This is a genomic window from Bacillus sp. FSL M8-0071, from assembly GCF_037975455.1.
Taxonomy (GTDB): domain Bacteria; phylum Bacillota; class Bacilli; order Bacillales; family Bacillaceae; genus Bacillus; species Bacillus subtilis.
On sequence record NZ_CP150256.1, the window covers coordinates 3,909,659 to 3,934,318 of the forward strand.

At 42.1% G+C, this 24,660-nt stretch carries 19 protein-coding genes and 2 pseudogenes; 2 read left to right on the forward strand and 19 right to left on the reverse strand.

The annotated features are described in order from the left end of the window. Positions 1–5 precede the first annotated feature (5 nt). Positions 6–2,036 carry an AAA family ATPase gene (locus MKX71_RS20170; RefSeq protein ID WP_217017303.1) on the reverse strand — a complete coding sequence of 677 codons (2,031 nt, stop codon included), beginning with the start codon at positions 2,034–2,036 and terminating at the stop codon, positions 6–8. A gap of 168 nt (positions 2,037–2,204) precedes the next feature. Next, positions 2,205–4,265: a catalase gene (locus MKX71_RS20175; RefSeq protein WP_326248548.1), complete on the reverse strand. Its 2,061-nt coding sequence runs from the start codon at positions 4,263–4,265 to the stop codon at positions 2,205–2,207. Between the two features lie 200 nt (positions 4,266–4,465). Between MKX71_RS20175 and citH the strand changes: the two genes are divergently transcribed. Next, positions 4,466–5,746, forward strand: a complete 1,281-nt coding sequence (citH, locus tag MKX71_RS20180) for a citrate transporter CitH (RefSeq protein ID WP_003227205.1) — start codon at positions 4,466–4,468, stop codon at positions 5,744–5,746. Positions 5,747–5,890: 144 nt separating this feature from the next. Here citH and bglS read toward each other — a convergent pair whose 3' ends face one another. The 3 genes from bglS to MKX71_RS20195 all read right to left on the reverse strand — a co-directional run bounded on the left by bglS (position 5,891) and on the right by MKX71_RS20195 (position 8,523). Next, on the reverse strand, positions 5,891–6,619 hold the full coding sequence (gene bglS, locus MKX71_RS20185) for a beta-glucanase (protein ID WP_021480986.1): 729 nt from the start codon (positions 6,617–6,619) through the stop codon (positions 5,891–5,893). A gap of 295 nt (positions 6,620–6,914) precedes the next feature. Then, entirely contained in the window at positions 6,915–7,748 is an 834-nt protein-coding gene (gene licT, locus MKX71_RS20190) for a transcriptional antiterminator LicT (RefSeq protein ID WP_003242598.1), read from the reverse strand. A gap of 94 nt (positions 7,749–7,842) precedes the next feature. Then, positions 7,843–8,523, reverse strand: coding sequence for a hypothetical protein (locus tag MKX71_RS20195; RefSeq protein ID WP_029318618.1), 681 nt, complete (start codon positions 8,521–8,523; stop codon positions 7,843–7,845). Between the two features lie 207 nt (positions 8,524–8,730). On the opposite strand from MKX71_RS20195, the gene MKX71_RS20200 reads away from it, so the two are divergent. Beyond that, positions 8,731–10,017 carry an MFS transporter gene (locus tag MKX71_RS20200; RefSeq protein WP_339231555.1) on the forward strand — a complete coding sequence of 429 codons (1,287 nt, stop codon included), beginning with the start codon at positions 8,731–8,733 and terminating at the stop codon, positions 10,015–10,017. A gap of 18 nt (positions 10,018–10,035) precedes the next feature. Here MKX71_RS20200 and dbpA read toward each other — a convergent pair whose 3' ends face one another. The 14 genes and pseudogenes from dbpA to wapA form a co-directional block, all read right to left on the reverse strand. Then, the gene (dbpA, locus tag MKX71_RS20205; protein ID WP_277736817.1) at positions 10,036–11,475 is read right to left on the reverse strand and encodes an ATP-dependent RNA helicase DbpA; all 1,440 of its coding nucleotides are present in this window, start codon (positions 11,473–11,475) and stop codon (positions 10,036–10,038) included. Between the two features lie 81 nt (positions 11,476–11,556). Further along, the gene (locus MKX71_RS20210) at positions 11,557–12,705 is read right to left on the reverse strand and encodes a GDSL-type esterase/lipase family protein (protein ID WP_161476588.1); all 1,149 of its coding nucleotides are present in this window, start codon (positions 12,703–12,705) and stop codon (positions 11,557–11,559) included. Between the two features lie 149 nt (positions 12,706–12,854). Then, complete coding sequence (locus MKX71_RS20215) at positions 12,855–13,043, reverse strand: hypothetical protein (RefSeq protein WP_044052424.1); 189 nt, start codon at positions 13,041–13,043, stop codon at positions 12,855–12,857. 30 nt (positions 13,044–13,073) lie between these two features. Continuing rightward, on the reverse strand, positions 13,074–13,205 hold the full coding sequence (locus tag MKX71_RS20220; protein WP_015714975.1) for a hypothetical protein: 132 nt from the start codon (positions 13,203–13,205) through the stop codon (positions 13,074–13,076). A gap of 17 nt (positions 13,206–13,222) precedes the next feature. Further along, positions 13,223–13,678 (reverse strand): hypothetical protein, encoded by a 456-nt coding sequence (locus MKX71_RS20225; protein WP_130573033.1) that lies wholly within the window; start codon positions 13,676–13,678, stop codon positions 13,223–13,225. 15 nt (positions 13,679–13,693) lie between these two features. Next, positions 13,694–13,990, reverse strand: coding sequence for a YxiJ family protein (locus MKX71_RS20230; protein ID WP_339231556.1), 297 nt, complete (start codon positions 13,988–13,990; stop codon positions 13,694–13,696). Between the two features lie 26 nt (positions 13,991–14,016). Then, positions 14,017–14,505 (reverse strand): annotated as a pseudogene (locus MKX71_RS20235) (DUF2716 domain-containing protein). 17 nt (positions 14,506–14,522) lie between these two features. Then, complete coding sequence (locus MKX71_RS20240; RefSeq protein WP_080478367.1) at positions 14,523–14,975, reverse strand: hypothetical protein; 453 nt, start codon at positions 14,973–14,975, stop codon at positions 14,523–14,525. Between the two features lie 72 nt (positions 14,976–15,047). Further along, positions 15,048–15,374, reverse strand: a pseudogene (locus MKX71_RS20245) (DNA-binding protein); the annotation flags it as partial. A 119-nt stretch (positions 15,375–15,493) separates the two neighbouring features. Continuing rightward, entirely contained in the window at positions 15,494–15,910 is a 417-nt protein-coding gene (locus MKX71_RS20250) for a hypothetical protein (protein WP_339231558.1), read from the reverse strand. A gap of 50 nt (positions 15,911–15,960) precedes the next feature. Beyond that, entirely contained in the window at positions 15,961–16,329 is a 369-nt protein-coding gene (locus MKX71_RS20255) for a hypothetical protein (protein ID WP_009968394.1), read from the reverse strand. Next, positions 16,323–16,793, reverse strand: a complete 471-nt coding sequence (locus MKX71_RS20260) for a hypothetical protein (RefSeq protein WP_003243092.1) — start codon at positions 16,791–16,793, stop codon at positions 16,323–16,325. Before MKX71_RS20260 ends, MKX71_RS20255 begins: the two co-directional genes overlap by 7 nt. A gap of 325 nt (positions 16,794–17,118) precedes the next feature. Continuing rightward, positions 17,119–17,547 (reverse strand): immunity protein WapI, encoded by a 429-nt coding sequence (gene wapI, locus MKX71_RS20265; protein WP_339231559.1) that lies wholly within the window; start codon positions 17,545–17,547, stop codon positions 17,119–17,121. A 61-nt stretch (positions 17,548–17,608) separates the two neighbouring features. Next, positions 17,609–24,613, reverse strand: coding sequence for a tRNA nuclease WapA (gene wapA / locus MKX71_RS20270; RefSeq protein WP_339231560.1), 7,005 nt, complete (start codon positions 24,611–24,613; stop codon positions 17,609–17,611). Positions 24,614–24,660: the final 47 nt, after the last annotated feature.

Consider the following 24,660-nt stretch of genomic DNA (forward strand, 5'->3'; position numbering starts at 1 on the left):
AAATATTAAGTTAATACTTCTTCATTAATTCTATCAGTAATATTGAAATACTTGCAAATCGCATCGGATAATAGATTATCTGATGATTGCATTTCTTTGCACTTTTCATTGTATAATAAAGCAACTTTTGTTTTGATTTTTTTATCAGCTAAAAATTCTGCTATTTTTATTTTATTCTGAGCTGCCTCTATATTCATAGGAATTAAAAAAGATGAGGATTCGTCTAAAACTCTCGAAAATCTTGTATTTTCATTAAACCGATACATGCTAAAAAGTTGTTGAATAGTCATATTTGCATCGGAATTAATTATTTCTTTAATGACATTGTAGTAAACTTTCGGATTTAAGCAGTCTTCTATAACAGTCTTCTCATAATATTGTCCTTGTTTCCAAGGCTCTAACAGTCTAACTGATTGAATATTATTACTTGTTAACGTTTGTAATCTTCTTATATCAATTCTTCCATTACCCTCCGGTGCTTTTGTTATTTCCATTCTTTTTGAATCCGTATCAATTAAACATAGTATTTTTCCATTCATAGCATTAGCCGTAGTTTTATCTGCTAATGGATAACTTAGGAGACCATATAATTTTATAACATTTGCACAACCCCCTACCGGTAATACCTTGAAGTTTCCATTATCCCTAAGGATCTCTTCAAGATATAATTTATCTGTACTCCCTTCACAAATAATCCAGTTAGTATTATTAGCAGATTTTGAATAACTTATTATACTAGTTGCCAAATCAAACATGCTTTTAAGTCCAATATCATTAGGAAATCTTCTTTGTTCGTCTAAATAATCAAAAAAACTAAAATTAGAAATACATACATCGCCTTCAATTTCTTTATGTAGATGAAATAGGTGACCGCTATTCGTTATAGGTAAAGACCCGTACCAATGAGTAGTAATAAGCACTTGTCTATTATAAACCTTTGATAACTGTTCAAGTCTTTCAAACTGTGGAAAACAGTTAATTACATTCATAGAAACTTCAGGTTCATCAATAGCTAATATAATTTCCCTATCCATTTCTTTTACATTTGATAAGAATGCATATGATATATCAATTAACGCCTTTCTTTGTTCACCAGAACTTAGTTTATTTACTTCACGATTTTTATACCTTAAAGGTCTTTTAGAAAAATAGGCTTCTAAAACTTTTTCTCTTATATCTGTTACAGTTAAGTTTCTTTTACTATTCGCTTCAGGACTATAATTATATTGTTTATCAATCAGTTGTATGGATTCATTTATATTTTCCATAAACGTATTTAAATAATCATTTATAAACGACAAAAAACTTTTATTTCTCCCTTCTATTTCATACTTAGTAGTTAATACATTATCAATTTCATTTAGGACGTCTTTATTCATTAAAGTTTGCATTTGCCTATCCTCTATCTTTAGAATTTCATCAGCACTTTGTTCAACAGGAATGTAGACATATGCATAATAATCTCTAAGCAATTTTCTTAACCTGTCAATTTTCTTTTCATACTCTTTGTCACCTAATAAATTTTTAAAATGACTATCGAAGGGAGCCAAAGTAGGTTTTCCATTAAATTTTGTACCTGAAGGTAATATTAGATATTCTTCTTGGTCGGTATCCTTAGTTAAAGTGGACAGAAATGTATAAAATGTGTTAATATACTCTCTTCTTGCAGCTCCTTTAAGCGAATCTTGTATGCCATTCCAAAATTGAGAACTTATATTATTTAAATCATTTAAAAGTTTCCTATTAACATCAATATCTGACTTACTGTAACGATGACTGTTAAATAAAAACGTTAGAAATCTTTTCTTCTCAATAAAAAAGATCGGGGTGATATATCGATCTTCGCGAGTAGAACCTCTTGTAGCATTCCACTCACGCCCATTGAAAAAAACATCTAATGCTTCTAAAATACCACTTTTCCCAACTCCGTTTGCTCCAATATAGACAGCGTATTTTTGATCATTATTATTTGCAATAGGAGCAAAAATTGATTTTGCATAAGATTTATACCCATTAATAAAAGTTCCAATTATCATCCTTTTTGCCCACCTCAACAATCTATTTATATAATAACTATGGAATTAAAAAGAAAACATTCAAAACTTTACATATTTAGACTATCATATTCATTATAAATATTCTACTTAATATGATTTTAGAAAAAACAAAAAGAGTACCTTATAAAAGATACTCTTTTTAATAAATTATATCTGTCTATCCCAATGGCGATGAGCAGCAACCGCATCGATAAATGCCTTGCTGAAAGCGGTGTAGTCAGGTTCATCTTTAGCCGTTACGATGCCTGGCCCCTCTGTTGTCCCGACAGAGGATTGAAGAAGGTCAATTCCTTCATTTGCCGCACCGATTGCCTTGTAGTGATTGTAAGCTTCTCTGATAAACGCCATCGCTTGTTTGTTGTCTTTTAACTCCAGTCCTCCTGCGGCATAGACGGCATCATACAGAACAGAATCAACCGTCAGGAACGTGCCGTTGGCCTCAAGCTGCTGTCCGCTGCCGCTTGTCATATACCCCAGATTTTGACTGATGATATCTACTGTGATTCCTTCTTGCTTTAAGGCTTCCAGCACTGTTTGCAGCTCTTTTTCATGAAATCCGTTTCCGGCGAGTACAGCGACTTTTCTTGTTGACGCGGTTTTCACTGTACGGGCTTGGCTTAACGCAGGCGAAGTAAGAATTTCTTTAGATGCTTTACTCTTCGCGGGCGCCGCCACGCCTACTCCTTTGGCGATTTCTTCTGCTAAATCTGCATCGACATTGCTGAAGACATCAACGACCTGCCGCTGTACGTCTTTGCTTTTGACCTTCCCGACCTCGAAGCAGAAAGCAGAAATGATATGCTGTTTCTCCACAGGAGACATGCTGTTCCAGAAAAGCTTCGCCTGTGAGTAATAATCGTTGAAGCTGTCGCTTCGCTGGCGGATTTTTTTGCCCTCGACTTTTTCCTGATAGTGGACGTAGCCGCCTTCTTCAGCTGTCGCTGGCGACGGATCATTGTTTTGCAGAGAGTTTTTATGATAAGCGACAGGTCCCTTATTGATCGTCATCCGGTGATAACCGTCGTATTGATTGTTATGGAATGGACATACCGGCCGGTTAATCGGAAGCTCATGGAAGTTCGGACCGCCAAGACGAATCAGCTGTGTATCCGTATAAGAGAAAAGTCGCCCCTGCAATAGCGGGTCATTTGTAAAATCGATGCCCGGCACGACATTTCCCGGGTGGAATGCGACTTGTTCTGTTTCCGCAAACACATTATCCTGGTTGCGGTTCAGCGTCATTTTCCCAATGATCTTCACCGGCACAAGCTCTTCCGGCCACAACTTAGTCGGATCAAGAATATCAAAATCAAACTTGAATTCATCTTCCTCATCAATCATCTGCACGCCGAGCTCGTATTCAACCTTGCCGCCGTTTTCAATTGTTTCCCACAGGTCACGGCGATGGAAATCCGGATCTTTCCCGGCAATTTTCTGCGCTTCATCCCATACGAGAGAATGCACGCCGAGCACCGGCTTCCAGTGAAATTTCACGAAACGTGCCTTTCCTTGTTCATTGACAAAACGGAACGTGTGAACGCCGAAGCCTTCCATCATTCTGTAGCTGCGCGGGATGCCTCTGTCTGACATCGTCCACATCACCATGTGAGCCGACTCAGGGTTATTGGCGACAAAATCCCAAAACGTATCGTGAGCAGTCGCTGCCTGAGGCATTTCATTGTGAGGTTCAGGCTTAAACGCATGAACCAAATCCGGAAATTTGATTGCGTCTTGAATGAAAAACACCGGAATGTTATTTCCCACAAGGTCATAGTTTCCTTCTTCAGTATAAAATTTTGTCGCAAAGCCTCTGGCATCCCGCACCGTGTCTGCGGAGCCTTTAGAACCCGCAACCGTAGAGAAACGGACAAATACCGGTGTCTTCACCGAAGGGTCCTGAAGAAATTTGGCCCGTGTATATTCCGTCATTGGTTCGTAAACCTGAAAAAAGCCATGCACGCCATACCCGCGTGCATGCACAACGCGCTCCGGAATCCTCTCATGGTCAAAGTGCGTCATTTTCTCCCGAAAGTGAAAATCCTCCATCAGCGTCGGGCCGCGAACCCCGGCTTTTAACGAATGCTCATCCTCTGATACTCGCAAACCTTGGTTTGTCGTCATTTTCTTCCCGCTGTTATCGGTCCTGTACTGCTCAAGCTGCTCGTCCTTTGAGTGTTCATTTACACGTTTGTTTTGGTCATCACTCATGTCTGCTCCCCCTTTTTAAAACGAAACATTCTACAGCACATTTACCCGTGGCGTTCTTCATATAAACTGCTAATCCGCTCATTAGGATTTTTGGTCTACATATAAATATGCGGTCATACACATTTGAAATAAGCCTTCTTCACAGAAAGAAAGGATGGAAGCGCTTACCAAAAAAGCTGTTGAATAGGGGAGGTCATATCATGCTTGCCATACTCGGTTTTGTGATGATGATTGTCTTTATGTACCTTATTATGTCTAACCGGCTTTCCGCTCTTATTGCTTTGATTGTCGTTCCTATTGTGTTTGCCCTGATCAGCGGATTTGGCAAAGATCTCGGCGAGATGATGATTCAGGGCGTTACAGACCTCGCCCCTACCGGTATCATGCTGTTATTCGCCATCCTGTATTTCGGCATTATGATTGACTCAGGCCTGTTTGATCCTCTCATTGCCAAAATCTTATCGTTTGTCAAAGGAGATCCGTTAAAAATCGCCGTAGGCACAGCGGTTCTGACCATGACCATTTCGCTGGACGGAGATGGGACAACAACCTATATGATTACCATTGCAGCGATGCTGCCTCTCTACAAACGGCTCGGCATGAACCGTTTGGTGTTAGCGGGAATAGCGATGCTTGGTTCGGGGGTTATGAATATTATCCCGTGGGGTGGGCCGACTGCGAGGGTTTTGGCTTCCTTAAAATTGGACACGTCAGAGGTCTTTACACCGCTGATTCCCGCTATGATCGCCGGCATTCTCTGGGTGATCGCCGTTGCTTATATCCTCGGAAAGAAAGAGCGGAAGCGGCTCGGCGTCATTTCGATTGATCACGCACCGTCTTCCGATCCGGAGGCCGCACCGCTCAAGCGTCCCGCTCTTCAATGGTTTAACCTGCTGCTGACTGTCGCTCTGATGGCCGCACTGATCACCAGCCTGCTGCCGCTCCCTGTTCTTTTTATGACTGCGTTCGCCGTCGCCTTGATGGTCAACTATCCAAATGTCAAAGAGCAGCAGAAACGAATCTCGGCGCATGCGGGTAATGCGTTAAACGTTGTCTCAATGGTGTTTGCTGCGGGCATATTCACAGGCATTCTCTCCGGCACAAAAATGGTCGATGCCATGGCGCATTCTCTCGTTTCACTCATCCCTGATGCCATGGGCCCGCACCTGCCGTTGATCACTGCGATCGTCAGCATGCCATTCACCTTTTTCATGTCGAATGACGCCTTTTACTTCGGTGTCCTTCCCATCATCGCCGAAGCCGCTTCCGCTTACGGAATAGACGCCGCTGAAATCGGAAGGGCCTCCTTGCTGGGGCAGCCTGTGCATCTGCTCAGCCCGCTTGTGCCTTCCACCTATCTATTGGTTGGAATGGCAGGCGTCAGCTTTGGCGACCATCAAAAATTCACTATTAAATGGGCCGTGGGAACAACGATTGTGATGACGATTGCCGCACTTTTGATTGGGATTATTTCTTTCTAAATGTATGAGCTTGATCGTAGCATTGAGTACAGAGGGGAGAAGATCAAATAGGATATTATGAGTGAATAGAAGATTCATGCCAACAACTTCTCATTACAATCATAAGAGCCTGCTATATTGCAGCAGGCTCTTTCACATTTGGCATTATTTTTTTGTATAGCGCACCCAGTCATAATGAGCGTATAGCGGATTTACACCATTGTAGGAGCCAAGCCATTCATCGACACCCGTGCCATTCCACAAGTTCATCATGATCTTTCCAGGTGTTGTCGGAATTTGGTTTGTTGCAGTATGTTTTAATTGCCCGTCGACATACCATTTAATAGAGTTTGGCTGCCAATCGAATGCATACGTATGATAGGCATTGGCTGCATCAAACCCGAGATCAACAATCTTCTCATGGTTTCCTGCACCATTTGTATAATAGTTAAATTGAACCTTCGTTGTGTCTTTTCCTAAAAATTCGATATCAATCTCATCCCAAGGAGTTCCATCTGTTGGACCTGTGTAAGTGAAGAACGATGAAACGATCCCTGTGTTTTTAGCTGGTTTCATTCTGACTTCATAAAGTCCATAGCCATATGTTTGAACAGAACGGTTTTCCCCGCAGTCAAACTTGTTATAAGATGGGCTTGTTAGCGCTAAACGCATTTCACCCAATGACGTCACTGATACGTTATTAGCCCGCCACGTGCAGTTGAACATATTTCCATTCGAATAACCATCTGCTTTTTGCCAAAAACCGGAGTTATAGCCGTTAAAAGGGTCAAAAAACGATCCACCTGTTTGAGCTGAGGCAGTAGAAGTGACTGCAAACAAACTCATAAACAATCCAGTGACAAGAAGCAGCAACACTCGTTTCAGATAAGGCATATTGGCATTCCCCTTTCATTGAAAGCGTTTTCTATGTTGATCTTACATGATTCTTTTAAAAGGGAACATCGGTCAAAATAATGATAATACCGAATCTTACTTACTTGAATCCTGTAACTATCTTCATCTTCCCCCTGAAAAAAATAAAAACCTAAATTACCATCAGCACAGACAGAGATGATCCGCACTCATTGTAATTTAGGTTTTGCCTGCTTTATCAGTAACAATCCTGCCATTTTCATATGTGAATGTAAGAAAAAACGAACACACGAAAATAAAAATGTCAGCGCTCTCATTATGCTTGTTTAACTACCCTTTCTATGTGAATGGTTAAATACAGCAGCTCGTCACTTGTGAGCTTGTGCTCATACTCCCGCTCAATGTAGGTTTGGATTTTCTTCGTGCATTCATACGCGCGATGATACTTTTCTTTCACTGTATCCAGCAAAAAATCGTCCTGGCTTTCCATGTGAGTGCCGTTAAAAAGACGCTGCGCGAAAAATTTTAAGTGGGTGACGAACCGATAATAGTGAAGCGATTCTTCGTTGAATTCAATCTTAAAATGGTATTTTACAATACTCAAAATCTCTTGCATGACTTTTGTAATGTTGATAATATTGGGCATCTCTTCATTCAGCTCGGCATTTACAATATGCAGAGCAATAAAGCCTGCTTCATCCTCTGGCAGAGAAACACCTGTCTTGTTTTTTACCATAACCAACGCTTCTTTGCCGATCGCAAATTCGTCTTTGTACAGCCGTTTTGTTTCCCACAGCAAGGCGTTTTTGATATCAAGCCCTTTCTGGTTGCGCTGGATGGCAAAGTTAATATGGTCGGTCAGCGACACATAGATGCTGTCGTTGAGCTTTTTGCCGAGCTGTAATTTTGCGTAGCTGATAATCTCTTCGGATACTTCCATACACTCGATCGGTATATCATACAAAAGGGTTTTGAACTTTTCTGATACATCCTTGTTATCGAGCGTGAACACTTTCTCAATGCGGGCTTCATCGACATCATCGCCGGACTTTTTCTGAAACGCGAGCCCCCTGCCCATGACGACCAATTCTTTTCCCTGTTCATTGACCACGCTGATCACATTATTGTTGATCACCTTCGCAATTTTCATGACATGTCCCTCCAATCAACTAAGAACAGACTATATCTTGATTGTACATTCTTTTTGTACTAGGTCAATATCATCAGGGAAAGACGGAAGCTGATCAGTACAATTCACTCCGTACCTGCTGTCCGGGCTGTTTTTGAAGCAGCGCCTCCAGATGGCGTTCAAATGATGCCTTGTCAGCTTTCTGCTTTCTGACAATGCTGTTCATGATTTTGACGCTTTCGGCGCTGTATTGTGTATATTGTTTTTTCAGCTGATCCAGCTGCTGTCTTGTCTTCTTCGCGTTTTTCGGTGTGACTTGGCCGATGAGTTTGATCATACTGTCTGCGGTCTCAAAAAAAGCGGCTCTATTTTCTGTCAGCTGCTGAATTTCGATCCGGCTCATGTCTTGATTACGCGTTTTTTGTAGCAAGGCGACCGCCTCGCTGTTTTGTTTTTTGAGCGATTTGTTCTCAAGCTTAATCGATTCGAGATTCTCCTTCGCAATGTCTGCTTCTTCTTCAGTCATGCTGCTTCGCACGAAGTATTCTGGATTGCCGATTCCATAATCAAATGCTTCGCTCACTTGTATCATGGAACTGAACACAATGGCCAGCTGCCTGTCGCTTGCGAGGGCTTGGAAATCCTGCTTTTTCTTACTGCTCATCGGTTTGGCTTCGGTTTGTTTTACTGTCTTTTGATCACAGTCTGCGAACATCTGAGCCTCACCTTCACTTTCGCATGCGCTCATCACAAGAACTGTGACCAGCAGGCTTATACACAAGCCTATTCGCCTCATGCTCTGTCTCCTCTCTGCTGAATCCCTTCTGGAAAATACCATAAAATATAGTTAAATGGTACCAGATTCACCTAACCCCAGCAATAAATCAAAAGTATGATTTGAAGCGCAAAAGCATAAATATTTTGTAAAAATTGACGTGCATTCCATTCTTTTCAGGCCCAATTCTCGTACAATAGAAGTATCGTTACCGGAGAGGGGGCTCTGATGATGAAACGTTTTACGAAACAAGAAAACAGCTGGGTATTATATGACTGGGCAAATTCTGCTTACTCAATTGTCGTGACCACCGCGGTATTTCCGTTATTTTATAAATCAGCTGCTGCGGAAAGCGGTGTCAGCGCCGCTCAATCGACTGCCTATCTGGGCTATACCATTGCGATTTCAACGTTTATTCTTGCGATGCTCGGTCCTATTTTAGGCACAATCGCCGACTATGAAGGGTGCAAGAAAAAGTTCTTCGGTTTCTTTGTGTCAGCCGGTGTCGCCAGCACCGCGATGCTCGCCTTTATCCCAAGTGAGCATTGGCTGCTACTGCTGCTGTTTTATACGATATCGGCTATCGGTTTTTCCGGCGCCAATGTGTTTTATGATGCCTTTCTCGTGGACGTCACGCCTGAGAAGCGGATGAATCTCGTCTCGGCACGGGGTTTTGGCTTAGGATACATTGGCAGCACGATTCCATTTATCATCAGTATTGCTGTCATCCTGCTCGCACAAGCAGAGACGATTCCAGTGTCTGTATCGGCCGCAAGCCAGCTGTCCTTCTTCATAACGGCTGCCTGGTGGGGGCTGTTCACCATCCCAATGATTAAACATGTTCATCAACGCTATTACATCAAGAGAGAACCTCATATTGTCATCAACAGCTTTAAGCGGCTCGGCCAGACGATGAAACGGATCAGGCAATACCGGGCACTTTTCCTCTTTTTGCTCGCTTATTTCTTTTATATCGACGGAGTCGGCACGATTATTACGATGTCGACATCCTATGGATCAGATTTAGGGATCGGTTCCTCAAGCCTTCTGATCATCCTATTTGTCACTCAGGTGGTCGCTGCACCGTTTTCGATTATATACGGAAAACTGGCAGAACGCTTCACGGGGAAGACCATGCTGTACGTCGGGATCGTCATTTATATGATCGTTTGCGTGTATGCCTATTTTATGAAGACAACACTTGATTTCTGGATACTGGCTATGCTTGTCGCCACCTCGCAGGGCGGCATTCAAGCCCTCAGCCGTTCCTATTTCGCCAAGCTTGTGCCAAAGCGCTACGCCAATGAATTCTTTGGCTTCTACAACATTTTTGGAAAATTCGCCTCAATTATGGGGCCGCTGCTCATTGCCGTGACCGCCCAGCTGACCGGGAAATCCTCAACTGCGGTGTTCAGTCTGATCATTTTGTTTGTAATTGGTATTGTGATTCTGGCCTTTGTTCCGGAGGAGACCAGCGCCGATGTCAGCCAGCAGCAAAATGACCTGCCCCTTTAACTGGGAGCAGGTCATTCATCATTTATTCGCTTTATTCACCTTCAGCTGTTTCCCTTTGACGGTTGTGTTCTTCATCACTTTGAGAACATGAGGGCCTTTACCATTTAAAATCTCAACGTATGAGGCGTTATCCATGATCGTAATGATGCCGATGTCGTCAGCTGACACACCGTCAATTTTGGCAATCGTTCCTACAAAATCAACGGCTCTGATTTTCTTTTTCTTTCCGCCGTTAAAATACAGCTTCATAATGTCTTTATTCAGCTCTTCACTTTTGTCCTTTTTGCTTTCCGGACGGTCATTCAGTTTAGCTAGAAATTCTGGTTTCTTCCTTGCCACTTCCTCTTGAGAAGGTGCTTCTATTTTTTGGATTTCAAATCCGATATATTCTTCAATGTCGGCTAAAAACCGTTTTTCGAAGGCCGTGACAAACGAAATGGCCTTTCCTTTGTTCCCTGCGCGTCCCGTTCGGCCCGTGCGGTGGACATAGCTTTCCTTTTCAACCGGCAGATCATAGTTGATAACAAGGGAGATATTTTCAATATCAATCCCGCGCGCGGCGACATCCGTCGCCACTAAGTAACGGTACTCGCCACGTTTAAATTCATTCATGACGTCGAATCGGTCTTCCTGAATCATTCCGCCGTGAATTTTATCGCATGGATATCCTAAGTCATCCAATTCATCGGTCAGCTGATTGACGTGCTCCTTCGTTCGGCAGAAAATGATGCAGCTGTCGGGATTCTCCGTCATCAGCACATCTTTCAGCAATGAAAATTTATGCTCTTCTCTTACTTGAATCACCGCATGTTCAATATTTCTTGTGGTAAGCCCGGCCGCTTTGATTTCGATATGCTCGGGGTTTTGCATATATTGACGGCTCAGCTTCTCGATATCCTGCGGAAGCGTCGCCGAAAACAGCATCGTCGTACGCTCAGTCGGCAGATGCTTGATAATCGCCTCCACCTGCTCAATGAAGCCCATATTCAGCATCTCATCCGCTTCATCAATGACCAAATAAGAGAGACGATCCAACGGCAGCGTGCCTTTTTCGATATGATCCAGAACACGTCCCGGCGTGCCGACAACAATGTGGCTTTTTTGCTTAAGCTCAGCTTTTTGTTTATCAAAGGAGGATTTTCCAAATACGGCTGTCGCTTTGATCCGTTTAAATCGTCCGATGTTCGTGATATCTTCCTTTACTTGCACCGCAAGCTCACGGGTCGGTGTTAAAATAAGCGCCTGCGGCTTGTTTTCATCCCAATTCGCCAGCTCACAGAGAGGAATCCCGAACGAAGCCGTTTTCCCGCTTCCTGTCTGTGATTTGACGACAAGATCCTTTCGTTCAAGGGCAGCGGGGATCACACTCTGCTGCACCTTGGTCGGTTCTGTATATCCCAGTCCTTCCAATGCTCGTAAAATGTCATGACTGATTTGATAGTTTTTAAAATGACTCATGTATAAACTCCTGTCTCTTGCAGATGTTCTCATTATACTCTAATTGACCAAGGCATATGTGTTTTGTCGAAAAATGATGTATTAAAAGCCAGCGATTCCCTGGCGTTTTAGCTCCTGAACAGCCAATCGCGCCAGTGCGTCGGCCCCCGCGCGATTCGGGTGCAGCGTATCTCCATCCATATAAAGCCCGAGTGTTCTTTCCGGACCGATCGATGTAAAGTATGCCGAGCTGAGGACATTTAAGTCAATGAGATATGTTTTTTCCTCTTCGGCCAAAGCTAAAATAGAGGCCCTGTACCATCTGTTTACAGACGAATGGATGCCTTCAGAAGTAAAATCGGTTGCCCGGCCCTGAGGCGTTGATAGGATGACGTCCGCTCCTTTCGCTTTTACCTGACGAATCATATCACGCATCATCTCTTTAAACTCCGCTTCAGATTCATTATGCTTCGGATTTGTGTCATTAATGCCAAGCTGCAATATAAAATAATCTCCCGGTTTAATATACTTCAGGATCGCCTCAAGCTGTCCATCATTTCTGAACCCTCTCGCGATCTGCCCGCCGGACGCCATGTTTCTCACTTGAAAGGTGTGTTTATCGATATAGTGAGGCAGCATCTGCCCCCAGCCCGCCTGCTTGCTGCTGTTGAGCGGATAATAATTGCACACCGTCGAGTCGCCGCCGACATAAATGGTTCGGTTCGTCACCGGCTGATCAGACAATTTCTTTATTTTCAAGGCGCTAAGCGTAAAAGCGGTGCCGGCTTTCCCCTCTGTCACCAGTAGATTCAGCTGCCCGTCGGTGACAGGAATTTGGAACGTATCCTCCGCGCCATCCCCTGTCATATTGATGACCTGAAACACGCCCTCCGCCGCCACACTGGCCCTTGCCGTATTGCCAAGCGTCACCTTCACCTCATAAAGCCCATTCGGGAGATCCACATTAAACGTGTTATTGCTTTTCGTCCCATACGCTAAAAACTGAACCGCATCACTCTTCACACCAGTCCCGGATGCCGCCACATCCCTCATATTCTCCGGTGTTTGAAAACCGTAGCCCTTTGATCGGTCATACCGATCAGACGCCCTGACACCAATATAATCAGGCTCCACCGAACCGCTTCCAAAGTCAAACTGATACACCTTCGGCTCCGCTGCCTTCACACTCTCATTCCCGCCAAAACACAGCATCAGCATCATCACAAAAACCGCTGCCATCCATTTTTTCATCAAGACTCCCCCTCTATGAAAACGCATACATTAATGCATACTCGATGATTGTTTCTTTATGATGACTGAAGGGAGAAAAAAATTGCGTTGAAAAATAAAATTGATGTGCCATATTTAAAAAGGGGGTCTCAAGCAAAAAAAGGGGAAAATCAGTGTGACTTCTTGTCACACTTGATCACATCCCAACCTCCGCAATAGAAACTCATCTGATCTTCTTGATCATACACATAATAACGGAGTCTTTCCCATTGATCGTCAGTCGGTTCAATCTCCAACTCAACCGCATCGATGGATTCAAGGTCATCCAGCTTTGATGCACTAATGTCTTCAAACCGCAAATGAATGTCACAGGTTTGAGCTGATCGTTTTCATTCAAACACAGGAATTTGAATATAACGATCATCTTCTTTCATATAGAAAGAAAACTCGTTTAATGTAAATGGACCTGTATCCTCATCAGAAAGATGCTTTTTCAATTTCTCGTATTGTGTGATATTCAAATGAATTCCCTCTATTTTTATGATTCACCGCCAACCATATAAATGTCCACAGCATCGTATTCAAACCATATGATCCGTTCGCCTGAGTCCGTTAGGCATTGGAGCTTCCCTTCTGAAAAATAGCTTTTATCCGGTTGAGGATCAGTGATCAGAAAAACATCATCATTGATGGAAGCTAGCAGAAAGAGAAAATCTGCAATATCCCGGTCTGCTTCCTGTAATATGGATTGGAAATGGAATTCCCTTTTGGCCAGCTTCGTCACCTTGTAAGCATGACCTTCAAAATACTCGGACAGGTCTTCTATAAATGAACCAGTCGCTATTACCTGTATCATGATTCGATCGTAGGCAAGCCCTGCCCAAAAACGATAAAACGACTCTGCATCTTCAAGTTCGCATGACATAACGGTTTGGTCAGGCTTAAACTCGATCATGTCCAAATTGCCAATACTGCTTATAGAGGTTATTTCCATAAAATCTTCCCCTTATCAGTTGGATAGTGCAACGCAAATCTCTTGTCTGACTTGTTCATACAAGAGAATGTGATGATACAGATCCTTATCGTTTTTGATCATATTCGGAAGTATGTCAGGATACAGCTCAAAAAAGCTTTTCTCCAACGAACGCCGCTGATGCCCGGACATCCTTTTATTCGCCAGTACATAATCCAAACCGCCATCAACTAGCATAAAAAACTCATAGATTTCCGTTTCAAAGCCGTACAATTCACTAGGATACGGTGTTTCTTCAAGCTCTCGCTGTCTTTTTCTCAGTTTTTGAAGCACGTTGATCCTCTCCCTCCGCAACAAACTCATTTATCTTGAAACAGGATAGGCGGATCATTATCTATCGCCTCCAACAGCTCTTCACCAAACACAGTGATTGTCAATTTCCACGGGTCTCCCAAAAGTCCCCAAGAGAAGTCCTGATGAAAAAAGAAATAATAGTCTGCATTTGGAAATACGGGAACAGGCCATTCGCCAAATTCATCCTGAGGCATTGTCTGATGAGGGCTAAAGATATATCCGTCATGCTGCCAATCTAATGCGTACATCACATCGCTCTTTCCAGTACATGATTGAAATGCTTTCAAAATCGAAGTCTCTAAATCATTCAGCACTCTGACTACATCATCATTACTGGCTTTACCGCTCATCCCGCTTGAAATATCAAACACTTGATATGGATCAGGCGGGATGATGTGATGACATCTGCTTCCGGGTTTTCATTTTATGATCTTGTTCACTTCTGACCAGATGCGGTCTTGTTTTGTCTGACTTAAAGCGCGCCAATTCATCATAATCTCATCCCTACACCTTATTGGATATCCTGCTTATAAACACCAGAAGAGGCCACTGCGTAAACAGCGTTACTTGTCAGTTTCAGCTGTTGAACGTCTAGGGCTTCACCGTTCGAGTCACAGCATGTTATCTCTTCCATCTCTTGACTCACATCGGCAGAAATCAAATAAAGAGACGACTCAAGCTCTTCACTGTAACAATTGAACGTCCCAACCAAAAAACCTTCTTCAGATATCGCAAGCTGATAAAATGCTTCTGAGTTCGGCTCTTTATCCGACAGAATCCATACCCGTCTCACGACCGTGTCGTCAAACGCGGCAATGACTGCATCTCCGTAATACAGCATATAAATCAAGCCGTTTTTTTCTGCAAGTCCATAACAATCATCTACAGCCGGCGCATCCATTTCTTCGAGCTTTCTATCAATGTGTATTTCCTTCTGCTGACCATCTAACGTAAAACACCACACACTATGGCCGTTGGGATTTTCATCATCATAAATGCCTTCATCATTTAAACCGACCCAAAGGTTTTGTTTCTCATCCAAAAGACAGCAGGAAACCCCTGAAGGCAAGTGAAAAGCACTTTTCACCCTTCCCTCTTCTGAAAAAACCTTTACCTTCGGCTCGTACGATTCGTAATAAACGAAGACATAGCCATCTGCACATTGTTGAAAGAGCAGGATATCACTGTATGAAATCTGCTCTTTCACTTTAAAAACCCGAATATCACCGGAAGGATCATAGATTGAGATGGTCACATCACCTTTCACACCTTTTCCAATGTAGACACGCCCCAGTGGATCAGCATGGAAAAAACAATCTTGGGTGTCCATGTTGATAATTTTATTCATTTTTAATTTTTTCATTTGTTATGCTCCCAGGTTAGAAATGAAGTGATAATTAAGCATTTATTAGCTATTAGTAACGGACAGCCTAGTTTCATTAATCGTTTTGGGATAAATCTACTTTCCAATTCAGCCTTAAATCATTTAGTGTTTAATTGGTATGCATAAAACGATTGATCATCAAAGCAAACTGTTTCAGCTTCTATAGCAATCAGCATTCTGTTCATGTCAATAAGAAAGTTAGCATTTGATTGATACTCCGGAATTATAGAATTTGATAGATTCCCGATTCCTTCTGGATGATAACTCATCTCAAATACTTGCCAATTGTATTCTTCCGGATCTATTTTTTCCAATCTCATGTCGCCAACATCTGCACTATAATAAGCGGATGCCACATTTTGAAATAATATTTTATGGGTATATTCAGCTTCACTTTCAAAAACCTTTATATTAAGTGAGAGCTCTTTTTTAAACACATTAAAATCTAAATAAAGGACACTGCACCCCTCATCTATATAATCAATCCATTCATTAATCGTTTGATACATTGTCATCCCCTGCCTCTTTTTAAACAATAACGCCTTGCCACCAAGCAGAAAACAAATTACTCCGTATATTGTTTGATCCAATCATTTAAATCATCTGTTGAATGCAAATAAGTTTCTGATGAATCTTTCAAATCAATCCCACTTAGAAGGATTAACATATCCCAGACTCTATCGTCTTCTACTTCGGGGTCATCCGCATAAACATAAGTTCCAGCCCAATCCGACACTTCTTCTCTTGTTGTTTGTCCATTTAAGACACTTTTGATTTTATTTATGCATTCTATTAGATTTGTCTCGCTCAATTTGATCACCACGTATTCAAGTACTAAATGATTTTTTATTAGTATGCAAAGCACCGTACTGATATTTAGATATTGAAGCTTTTTCCGTAAAAGATATGTTCCAAAAGGTTTCCAATCTACCAATAAACAAGCTCACATCCGTATTCCGTGTGCAATATACATAAACCAAACTGGCACTTAGGCTCAACCAAAATAAAACTATGATTGAGAATCCCTTCATCGAACTCAATACACTCCAATAAGCAGTCAAGGTGCTCGAGACATTTTCCAAAAGAACAAACTAACGCACCAATTTCGCTGCTGTATTGATGAAACAGCAGAACGTCCCGGTCATCGTAAGCAACATATGACTGAGATATTTTCCAGATCAGCTGTTTCGCTTCCGTTTTTTCGAGGGCATCAACCTCACGGGTGTTGGCTGGTATTGAATTTGATAAAACCAGCTCAAGCAATTGCCTGCTTTGCGCCAGATCAGCAAAACGATAAGTGAAGCCTCTTTCTGCACAAGGGACTAGTTTTTCTTTGATTTCGCTCATCAATAAACGTCTTTTATTCTCGGCGAGTTTTTCGATCAATCTTTTTTGCATGAGCCGCATTCCCTCCGCTGTCAATTTCTCAAGTTCTTTTAAATTGATTCATCATTCTCTTGTTTTCGTTGTCGTTCATGTTTAGATTTGTTCTAAAAAAGCTTGTATCGCTTATCGATACAAGCTTTATCTTCAACTGCTTAAAACTCACCCAGTGGGCTTTTCACAAAACGCTGGGAACCTTTTTGGCAAATCCTCTTCATCCCAATCAATTCTATATTTTTAGATTCTTTTGTCATACAAATAAGAGAGGATGGTAACATCTCTTATTTAATGTTCCATCAATAAATGCCCCATTTTTATCCAATGCAGAAATTATTTATAATTAAGGAAGTTTAGAAGGATTTTTTGTATTTTCAAGATTTAATTTTAAAGCGGTCACAAAAGACTCTAGCTTTTCTTCATTACAATTAATTTCGAACAAGTTGGAGTTCGACTTACTTTCTTTATAATCATCAAATATAATTTTAATCTTAATTCTGTAATTTCCGTTTTCTTTATCAATACTAAGAAATAAGAATGGTTCAATAGTCTCTAAACTGATACTGTCTTGATTTCCTTTTATCATAGTTTCGATCCCAGATATCAACACCTTATATTCACTTTCTAATAAAACAGCAGAAAAATCGCGAACGACGGCTTTCTTATTTTCCAACAATTCAAATACAGATAAAATAAATGGATCATCGTCCAACTCTTGATACCTTCTCGGTGTTAATTCAAGTTCTATACAATCATCTTTTATTTTGGCCATATTTCCTCCTCATTTAAAGTTTAAGTGAGGGTAGTTGTCATCCCCCCCTCGCTTAACCTTATTAACGCCTTCTCTTAGATTTATTTCCTTTTCCGTGTGTATGGAATACGTGTTTAGAACCCTTAGCTCTTGAACTTCCATAAGCTGTGATTACTTTACCCCTTTTATTTAAAACAACTGTAGCTTTTTTTCCAACATATTTCGTTGCCCCATTAGGTTGTTTTATTACTTTTTTAGGGCTTCGCACAGCATTCAGTTTGGCCCTTAAATTGACTCCACGGCCTCCATTTCTTCCTATAGATTGATTAAGTCCATGTCTTGTATGACCTGTGATTTTAACTGCCTTCTTCGTAAACTTATAGGCGCGACTAGCACCCTTAAATATCTTCCCAGGACCAAAATTAGAAGCAGCTGCCCAAGCAGCACCTTTCCATCCTTTACCTGATTTATATGCCTTATATCCATCATAGGCTGCAAATCCGGCATTTACCACAAGCCATACCCAATGCCCGTCCGGGTCAACATTCATCACAGGGTTATTATTTCCATAAGCATACCCATTCTGATCCAATGAGTCTCCGTCGCTGCCTGGGTCTGGGTCGAGCGATAGGAACACGCCGTTTCTTGGCTCGTAGTAGCGGGCCATGAGATAGTACAGGCCGGTTTCTTCGTCGTATTGGTAGCCTGCGTAGCGGTAGCGGTTGTCTTTTACTTCGTCGCTTGCTTCGGTTTTTGTTGGATTTCCCCATGCATCGTATTGATATTTTGCAACCGTTTTTCCGGTGCTGTCTGAGATCGCGATGATGTCGCCGTGAGCGTTGTAGTGATAGAAATATTTCTTACCATTTTCTGTGTAGGATAACAGCTGGCCGCTGTCTCCGTACGTGTATGATTTTGTGACGTTGTTGTCCGCGTCTGTTTCATACAAGACGTTCAAGCTGTCTCCGTCGTAGAAGTAGTTCGTGACTTTTCCGTTGACGTTTTTTTGGATTCTGTTTCCTTTTTCGTCATACTTATATGTTGCGAATGGCTTGTCTTCGCCTTTTTTGGTAACGGCGGTCAGGTTATCTTCTGCATCCCACGTATATGTGAATTTGCCGTCGGATGTGCGGTTGCCGTTTTTATCGTAAGAGATGCTTTCATCATTGACTTTTGTCAGCTGGTTCATGATGTTGAAGGAAGCGTTCACCGTTTTGCTTGAGCCGTCTTTTATAGTTGTAACGGTTTTCCGGTTTCCGAATCCATCATATGTGTATTCAATAACAGTACCGTCTTCATGGGTTTCTTTGACAAGCTGATTCAGCTTCCCATACTCATATTGCACCTTGCCGCTTGCTGAGCTGTTTATCGTTGTGCGGTTGCCGTTGGCGTCGTATTCATAGCTTTCTGTCAGAATGCTTCCGCCATTTTTGTCGCCGATATGCAGCGAGCTTACAAGGTTTCTTTCGTCATATGAAAAACTTGTTCCGCCGCCGTTGCCCGTAATAAAGGTTTGGACGTTTCCATTTTCATCATAATCAAATGAATAGGAAGATGTACTGTCTTTCATCTCAATCATTTGATCAAGTTTGTTATACGTAAATTGATTCGTTCCTTTTTGATCTCCATGGCTCCACGAGAAGGTTTTCAGCTTATCGGAATCACTAGGATATGTCCAAGTTTGGCTGCCGCCGCGGTCAGTCAATTCGGTTAAACGGTTTTTGTTGTCAAATGTCCGTTTTTTTGTGGTGTTCTGCTCTTTATTGACGACCGACGTTTCATTTCCATTTTTGTCATACGTGAAATTGTACTTTTCTGTACCGTTATACGACTTTGATTTCACCCGGTCTGTTCCATCATAAGAAAGAGACACTTCGTTGCCATTTGGTGAAATGGTTTTGGTCAGGTTGCTGTTGGCATCATATTCGCTTGCTAACACATTGCCCAGAGGATCAGTTGTTTTGACAAGCTTGCCCATCACATCATATTCGTATTTATAGGTTTGATCTGCTCCCGCCCGGATGGTTTTGCTTACCTCATTGCCTTCCTTATCATAGCTGTGAAGGATAGACGTGCCGTTAGAGAGCGTCATGTTTGTCAATTGGTCTGCCTGATCATACGTATAGGTTGTTTTTTCACCTTTTGCATCTGTTTCAGACGTTTTCTTACCAGTTTCATCGTAATCAGTTGAAGTGGCGTAACCTAGTTCGTCCTCTTCCTTGGTCACATAGTTGCCATTACTGTCATACGTGCTTTTAGTCAGAAGGCTTCCTTCAATCAAACGGATATCATCAAACCAGACTGTGCCTGTCGCACTCTTTTGGAACAGAATACTAATATCTACTTTATTGATCGGCTTTGTTTTAGGGATGACGACAGCTGCCCGGTTCCATTCCTGTGTTCCAGAAGGGAATTTCGCATTGTAGACGCCTGTGCTGCCGTCAGCGTAAGTGACATTCGCCTGCAGAGAATAGTCTTTTTCATCTGTAAATTTGACGCTGCTTGCTTTCGACATTCCTGTCAGTGTGAGATAAACCGATTTGTCATTTGCGCTTTGCCCTAAGACAACGGTTTGTTTTGTTACTGATCCGGCTTGGGACGCACTGGTCCGGGCAGCTTTTAATGATACATCATCATTAAAGCCTTCTTCAGAATCAACGGATGCCCCGCTTACATTCCAGTTTTCCGTTGCTGATGTGAAGCTGCTGTTTTGAACTGGGTTATAGCTTGATGATACTTCGCCTTTTTCCAGCTGGACTTCATCAAACCATGCTTTTCCTTTGCCATCTTTATCTTTATGATCGACTTCCATATACACAACGGCTTTTCCTGCATTCGCTGGAGTCGTAAAAGTGATTTGCCGTTTTGTCCAGTCATTTTTTCCGGCTAATGCACTGTATTCATTGTGAATCCATTGAATTCGTTTTTGATCTTTGTCTCGCAGATCAATGTTAAAGTAGGCTCTTGATTTCGCTAGATCCGTTTTGATTTTCCCGCTTAATGTATAGGTTGTATTCGGCTCCAGTTCAACTGTTTGAGTCGCTGAGGAATACCCGTGATCGGTTCCTGCAGACGTTGATTGGCTCAAGACTTCCAATGCCTTTGATCCGGAAAGAACTCCGCTTTTATCGGCGATGACTGAAATTTTGCCGCTGTCTTTAGAGGCAGTCAGATTCCAGCCGGATTTTTGCGCTTCAAAGCTTCCATCTTTCAAAATATTAGTTGAAGCTGATAAATCTTTGCTGGATTGAATCTGATTTCCGTATTTATCATAAACGGCTGCTGACGATGATTTTCCGCTCTGATCGGTTTCGGATACAGCATCCAGTCCGTCATAAGCAATATCCGTGACATTGCCCTCGGTATCCTTCATTTTTGTGACATCGTTGTTTTTGTTATATTCGTATGTCTCAGTTCCATATGCGTCTTTAACCGACGTAACGTTGCCATCTTTGTCATATTGATAGCTTTCCGTTGCTTTTCCGGTGCCCACGTCGTTTGGATCGACATCTTCTACGACATTGTTGCCTTCATATTTTGTATTCGTTGTAATTTTTAGCCCTTCAGCATCATCAATGACCTGAATCGGATTTCCCGCTTCATTATAGCCATACTGTACCTTCCGGCCATTTGGCTGTGTCATGAGAAGTGTCTTTTTATCAGCATCATAGCTGTAGACATATGTTTCTTTTTTAGCGTTGATCGCTTTTTCGAGACGGTGTCCGCTATACTGATATTCGGTAAAGACAGGCTTTGCTTCGGTACTGTTGGCTGAATACTGTTTGACAAGGCGCCCTTCGCCATCATAGTCATAGCTTGTGACAGTCCCGTCTGTATCCGTAACCTTCTTCAACAAATCATTCTCATATGAGTAGGTGACTTTCTTATTCTTAGGTCCGGTGATGGACGTCACATGGCCATTTTCATCATATGTGAATGTGAGCTTGCGGCCTGAAGCATCTGTAATGGCTGCCAGTTGATTTTTGTCGTTGTAAGTGTAGACGGTTGCATTGTTGTGGCCATCCACTACCTTTTGAAGCTTACCGCCTTTTTTATTGAAATAAGCATTGGTTTGATCCTTTGTTTTTAATATGAACTGATCAGCTGTTTCTGTTAATTCAAGATATACACCGGTCGGCGGCTGATACGTGCCATCGGCTTTTTTCGTGAATCGATGTGTCGTAGCGTCTTCATCGATATACATTGCCCCGCCATCCGTTGAGATGACAGATGTTTCTGCATCAGCATACCAGCCTTGTCCAAATAAGTGATCAGAGCTGTCAAGACTGTTGTAGGTTCTCGATAAGCCAAGTCCCGGACCGCGTCCGTCAATTGACAAATCTTCTTCATTCACAATGACATTGCCTGTCGCACCATTTAACTGGCCGCTTGGGATATCAATGATAGACCAGTATTCTTCTGTCCCAAGGAATTCTGCGCCTTCATGGAACGTTGGGTTAAAGGGCGCCGTTGGAATCGTTTCACCATTCGCATCATAGGCGACAAGCGTGAAAGAATAATTCTTCTTCCCTTTGTAATTCCCATTTGCATTGTTATAGACAGGTGATGGATCGAGGGCTAATTCCCCGCCTTTTCCATCTGTATGAAGCTTATAGCTTCCGGCTTTGATTTCCTCAGAAGTCGGCCAAATGTTTTTATTTTGGGTTGTCCAATGATCCGCGTCACCCACATCAAAGGACTGATATTCCTTACCGTTGTAAATGTTAACTTTATAGCCTTTCGCATTTTGAACCTTTTCCCATATCAAATTCACATAACCCGTTTGACTCGATTTTGTATTTGTATACAAATAGCCAGTTAAATTCTTTGGCCTAGCGATATCAGGAAGTGCCGGGTTAGCAGCCGGGGATGCAATGGCTTCGCCATCTTTGTTGTATGCGATAATTTTAAACGAGTAATTTTTTTTGGCTCCATCTCCCCCGGCGTTTTTATAGGTTGGTCCGGGATTGATCGGCAGCTCTGCTCCGCTTCCGTCCTTTAGGTGAAGAGCATATTTTCCCGCCTTGATTTCTGCACTTGTCGGCCAGATCTTTTTCCCTTTTGTGGTCCAAGACGTCTGATTTCCGAGATCAAGTGTCTCAAAGCCTTTCCCATTGAACACCTGAACCTTATAGCCGGTTGCACCAGATACAGCTTTCCAAGAAAGGTCGAAGTATCCTGTGGCATTCCCATTATTGTAGCCCTTTGCAGACGGTGCTTGTGCTTTTCCTACATTAGGGATAACGGGCTTTGCCGGTGCGGACATCGCTCCTTCACCTTGGTCAAATATCGCACTGACGCCAATCCAATAGTTTTTGCTTGTAGCATAGCTTCCGCCGGAATTCTTATAGACCGGGGATGGATCTAATGCCAATTCAGCTCCATCCTTGCCGTCCAGATGCAGTTTATATCTCTTGGAGGCAATTTCTGCGCTCGTAGGCCAGATTTTTTTACCTTTTGTGCTCCACGACGTGACGTTGCCTGCAGAAATCGCTTGATATTCCTTACCATTGTAAATCCATACCTTATATCCTTTTGCGCCTTCAACCTTTTTCCAGCTGATATCGAAATAACCAGTGGAATCGCCGTTGTGATAGGCTTTGATTGTAGGTGTGTTTCCCTTTGGAATGGTATACGTCACTTCAATATATGGTTTATTGGCGGAGTTCGCTGAAGAAATTAGTTTTTTCCAATATTCCTTGCCGTTTCCGTTTGTATGAAGCTTAAATCCATAGTTGGCCCCGCCGGAGTTCCATGACTTTACAGCAGCGGTCACATCATAACTCGCCCACTGTCCTTTATGGACGTCGGCTTTTCCGATATTTTTAGATGCCGGTTTGGTGTTCCATGTCACTTTTGCATTATCATAATTGCTGTTGACCGTATCCAGCCAAAGACCGGTTGCCTTTGTTCCATAATAGGAATGGGCTACGTATGTTTTTAATGTAGCTTTAGTGACAGTCATATTTTGAATTGGCTTTAGGTTGTTAAATTTCATGAACGCATAGTTTGTGCCTGTTGTTTTGTCATAATAGCCCGTTTTCAGTACATAGGCCTTTAAATTAGCATCCCATTTTTGTGAGGAGGCCGAATAGTTCGTCGTCGGGTAGGCACTCATGACAAACGTATCCGATGAAACAGATAAAGAAGTTGACGGGTCGATAGATACTGGATATACGCGTTCTGGGTCTTTCAGCCAGTTCTCGTCTGCCGTAAGATGAAGCAAATACCCTTCTTCATTCTTTTCCAGCTTATAGCTGACTTTGTCTGACCGTTCAACCTCGCCGGAAAGCTCATCTAGTTTTGAATCCGTCATAAAAGGCTTAGGCACAGAAAAAACAACTTTGCCTTTTTCATCAGAAAAATCAATGGATCCATCCTCTTGTTCTTTAGCCTGCAAATCGGTTTTTAACTGAAATGTAAATGTGTTGTATCCATTATACTGATGAAGGACTAAATCTTCTTTTATGTTTTCATTGAATGTGAAAGTCTGGAGATCAATATTCGGAAACACATCCGGATACACAATCTCATTACTGTCAGTCTTATAATCTGCTGAGGTATCTTTCGGAGTAAGTGAAGTTTTATTCGGGCCTTTCGCTTCTACAAGTGAATATGTAACCTTATGGTCATTATGCTCAAAAGTCGCGTAAAGCCCGTTCTTCATTTGCTTTTGAAAATCTGAATTCAAAATGGCGTTCTCTGTCTCGACTTGTTTGCTTGTCGACTCTTTTAACTCAGGAGAAATGTCTTCCCAGTCGGCATCAGGTGTTTCCTTTGTATGAATAGGATCAAGATATACTTCCTGTTTATAGACACCGTCACCTTCATAATAGAGTTTTGTATTTTCTGTTCTTTCAGAGGTGATCTCACCCTCTTTGTTTATATCTTTTGGATCAAAAGGTACAGCTTCCTCAGTTTGTTCTTTCTGAAGAGTTTCTTCTGGATCATCGGCAGCAATACGATTTCCATTCTCTTCTTCTGTGGTTTTTGCCAGTACATCTGCTGGCACTAATGAAATGATTAAAGCCAACACTAAAAATGCTGCTATGAACCTTTTAAAGTTTCGCCTCTTTCTTTTTTTCATTTTCTCTCTCCTTTTGTAATAAAAGTAATATTCACTCAATAATCTTA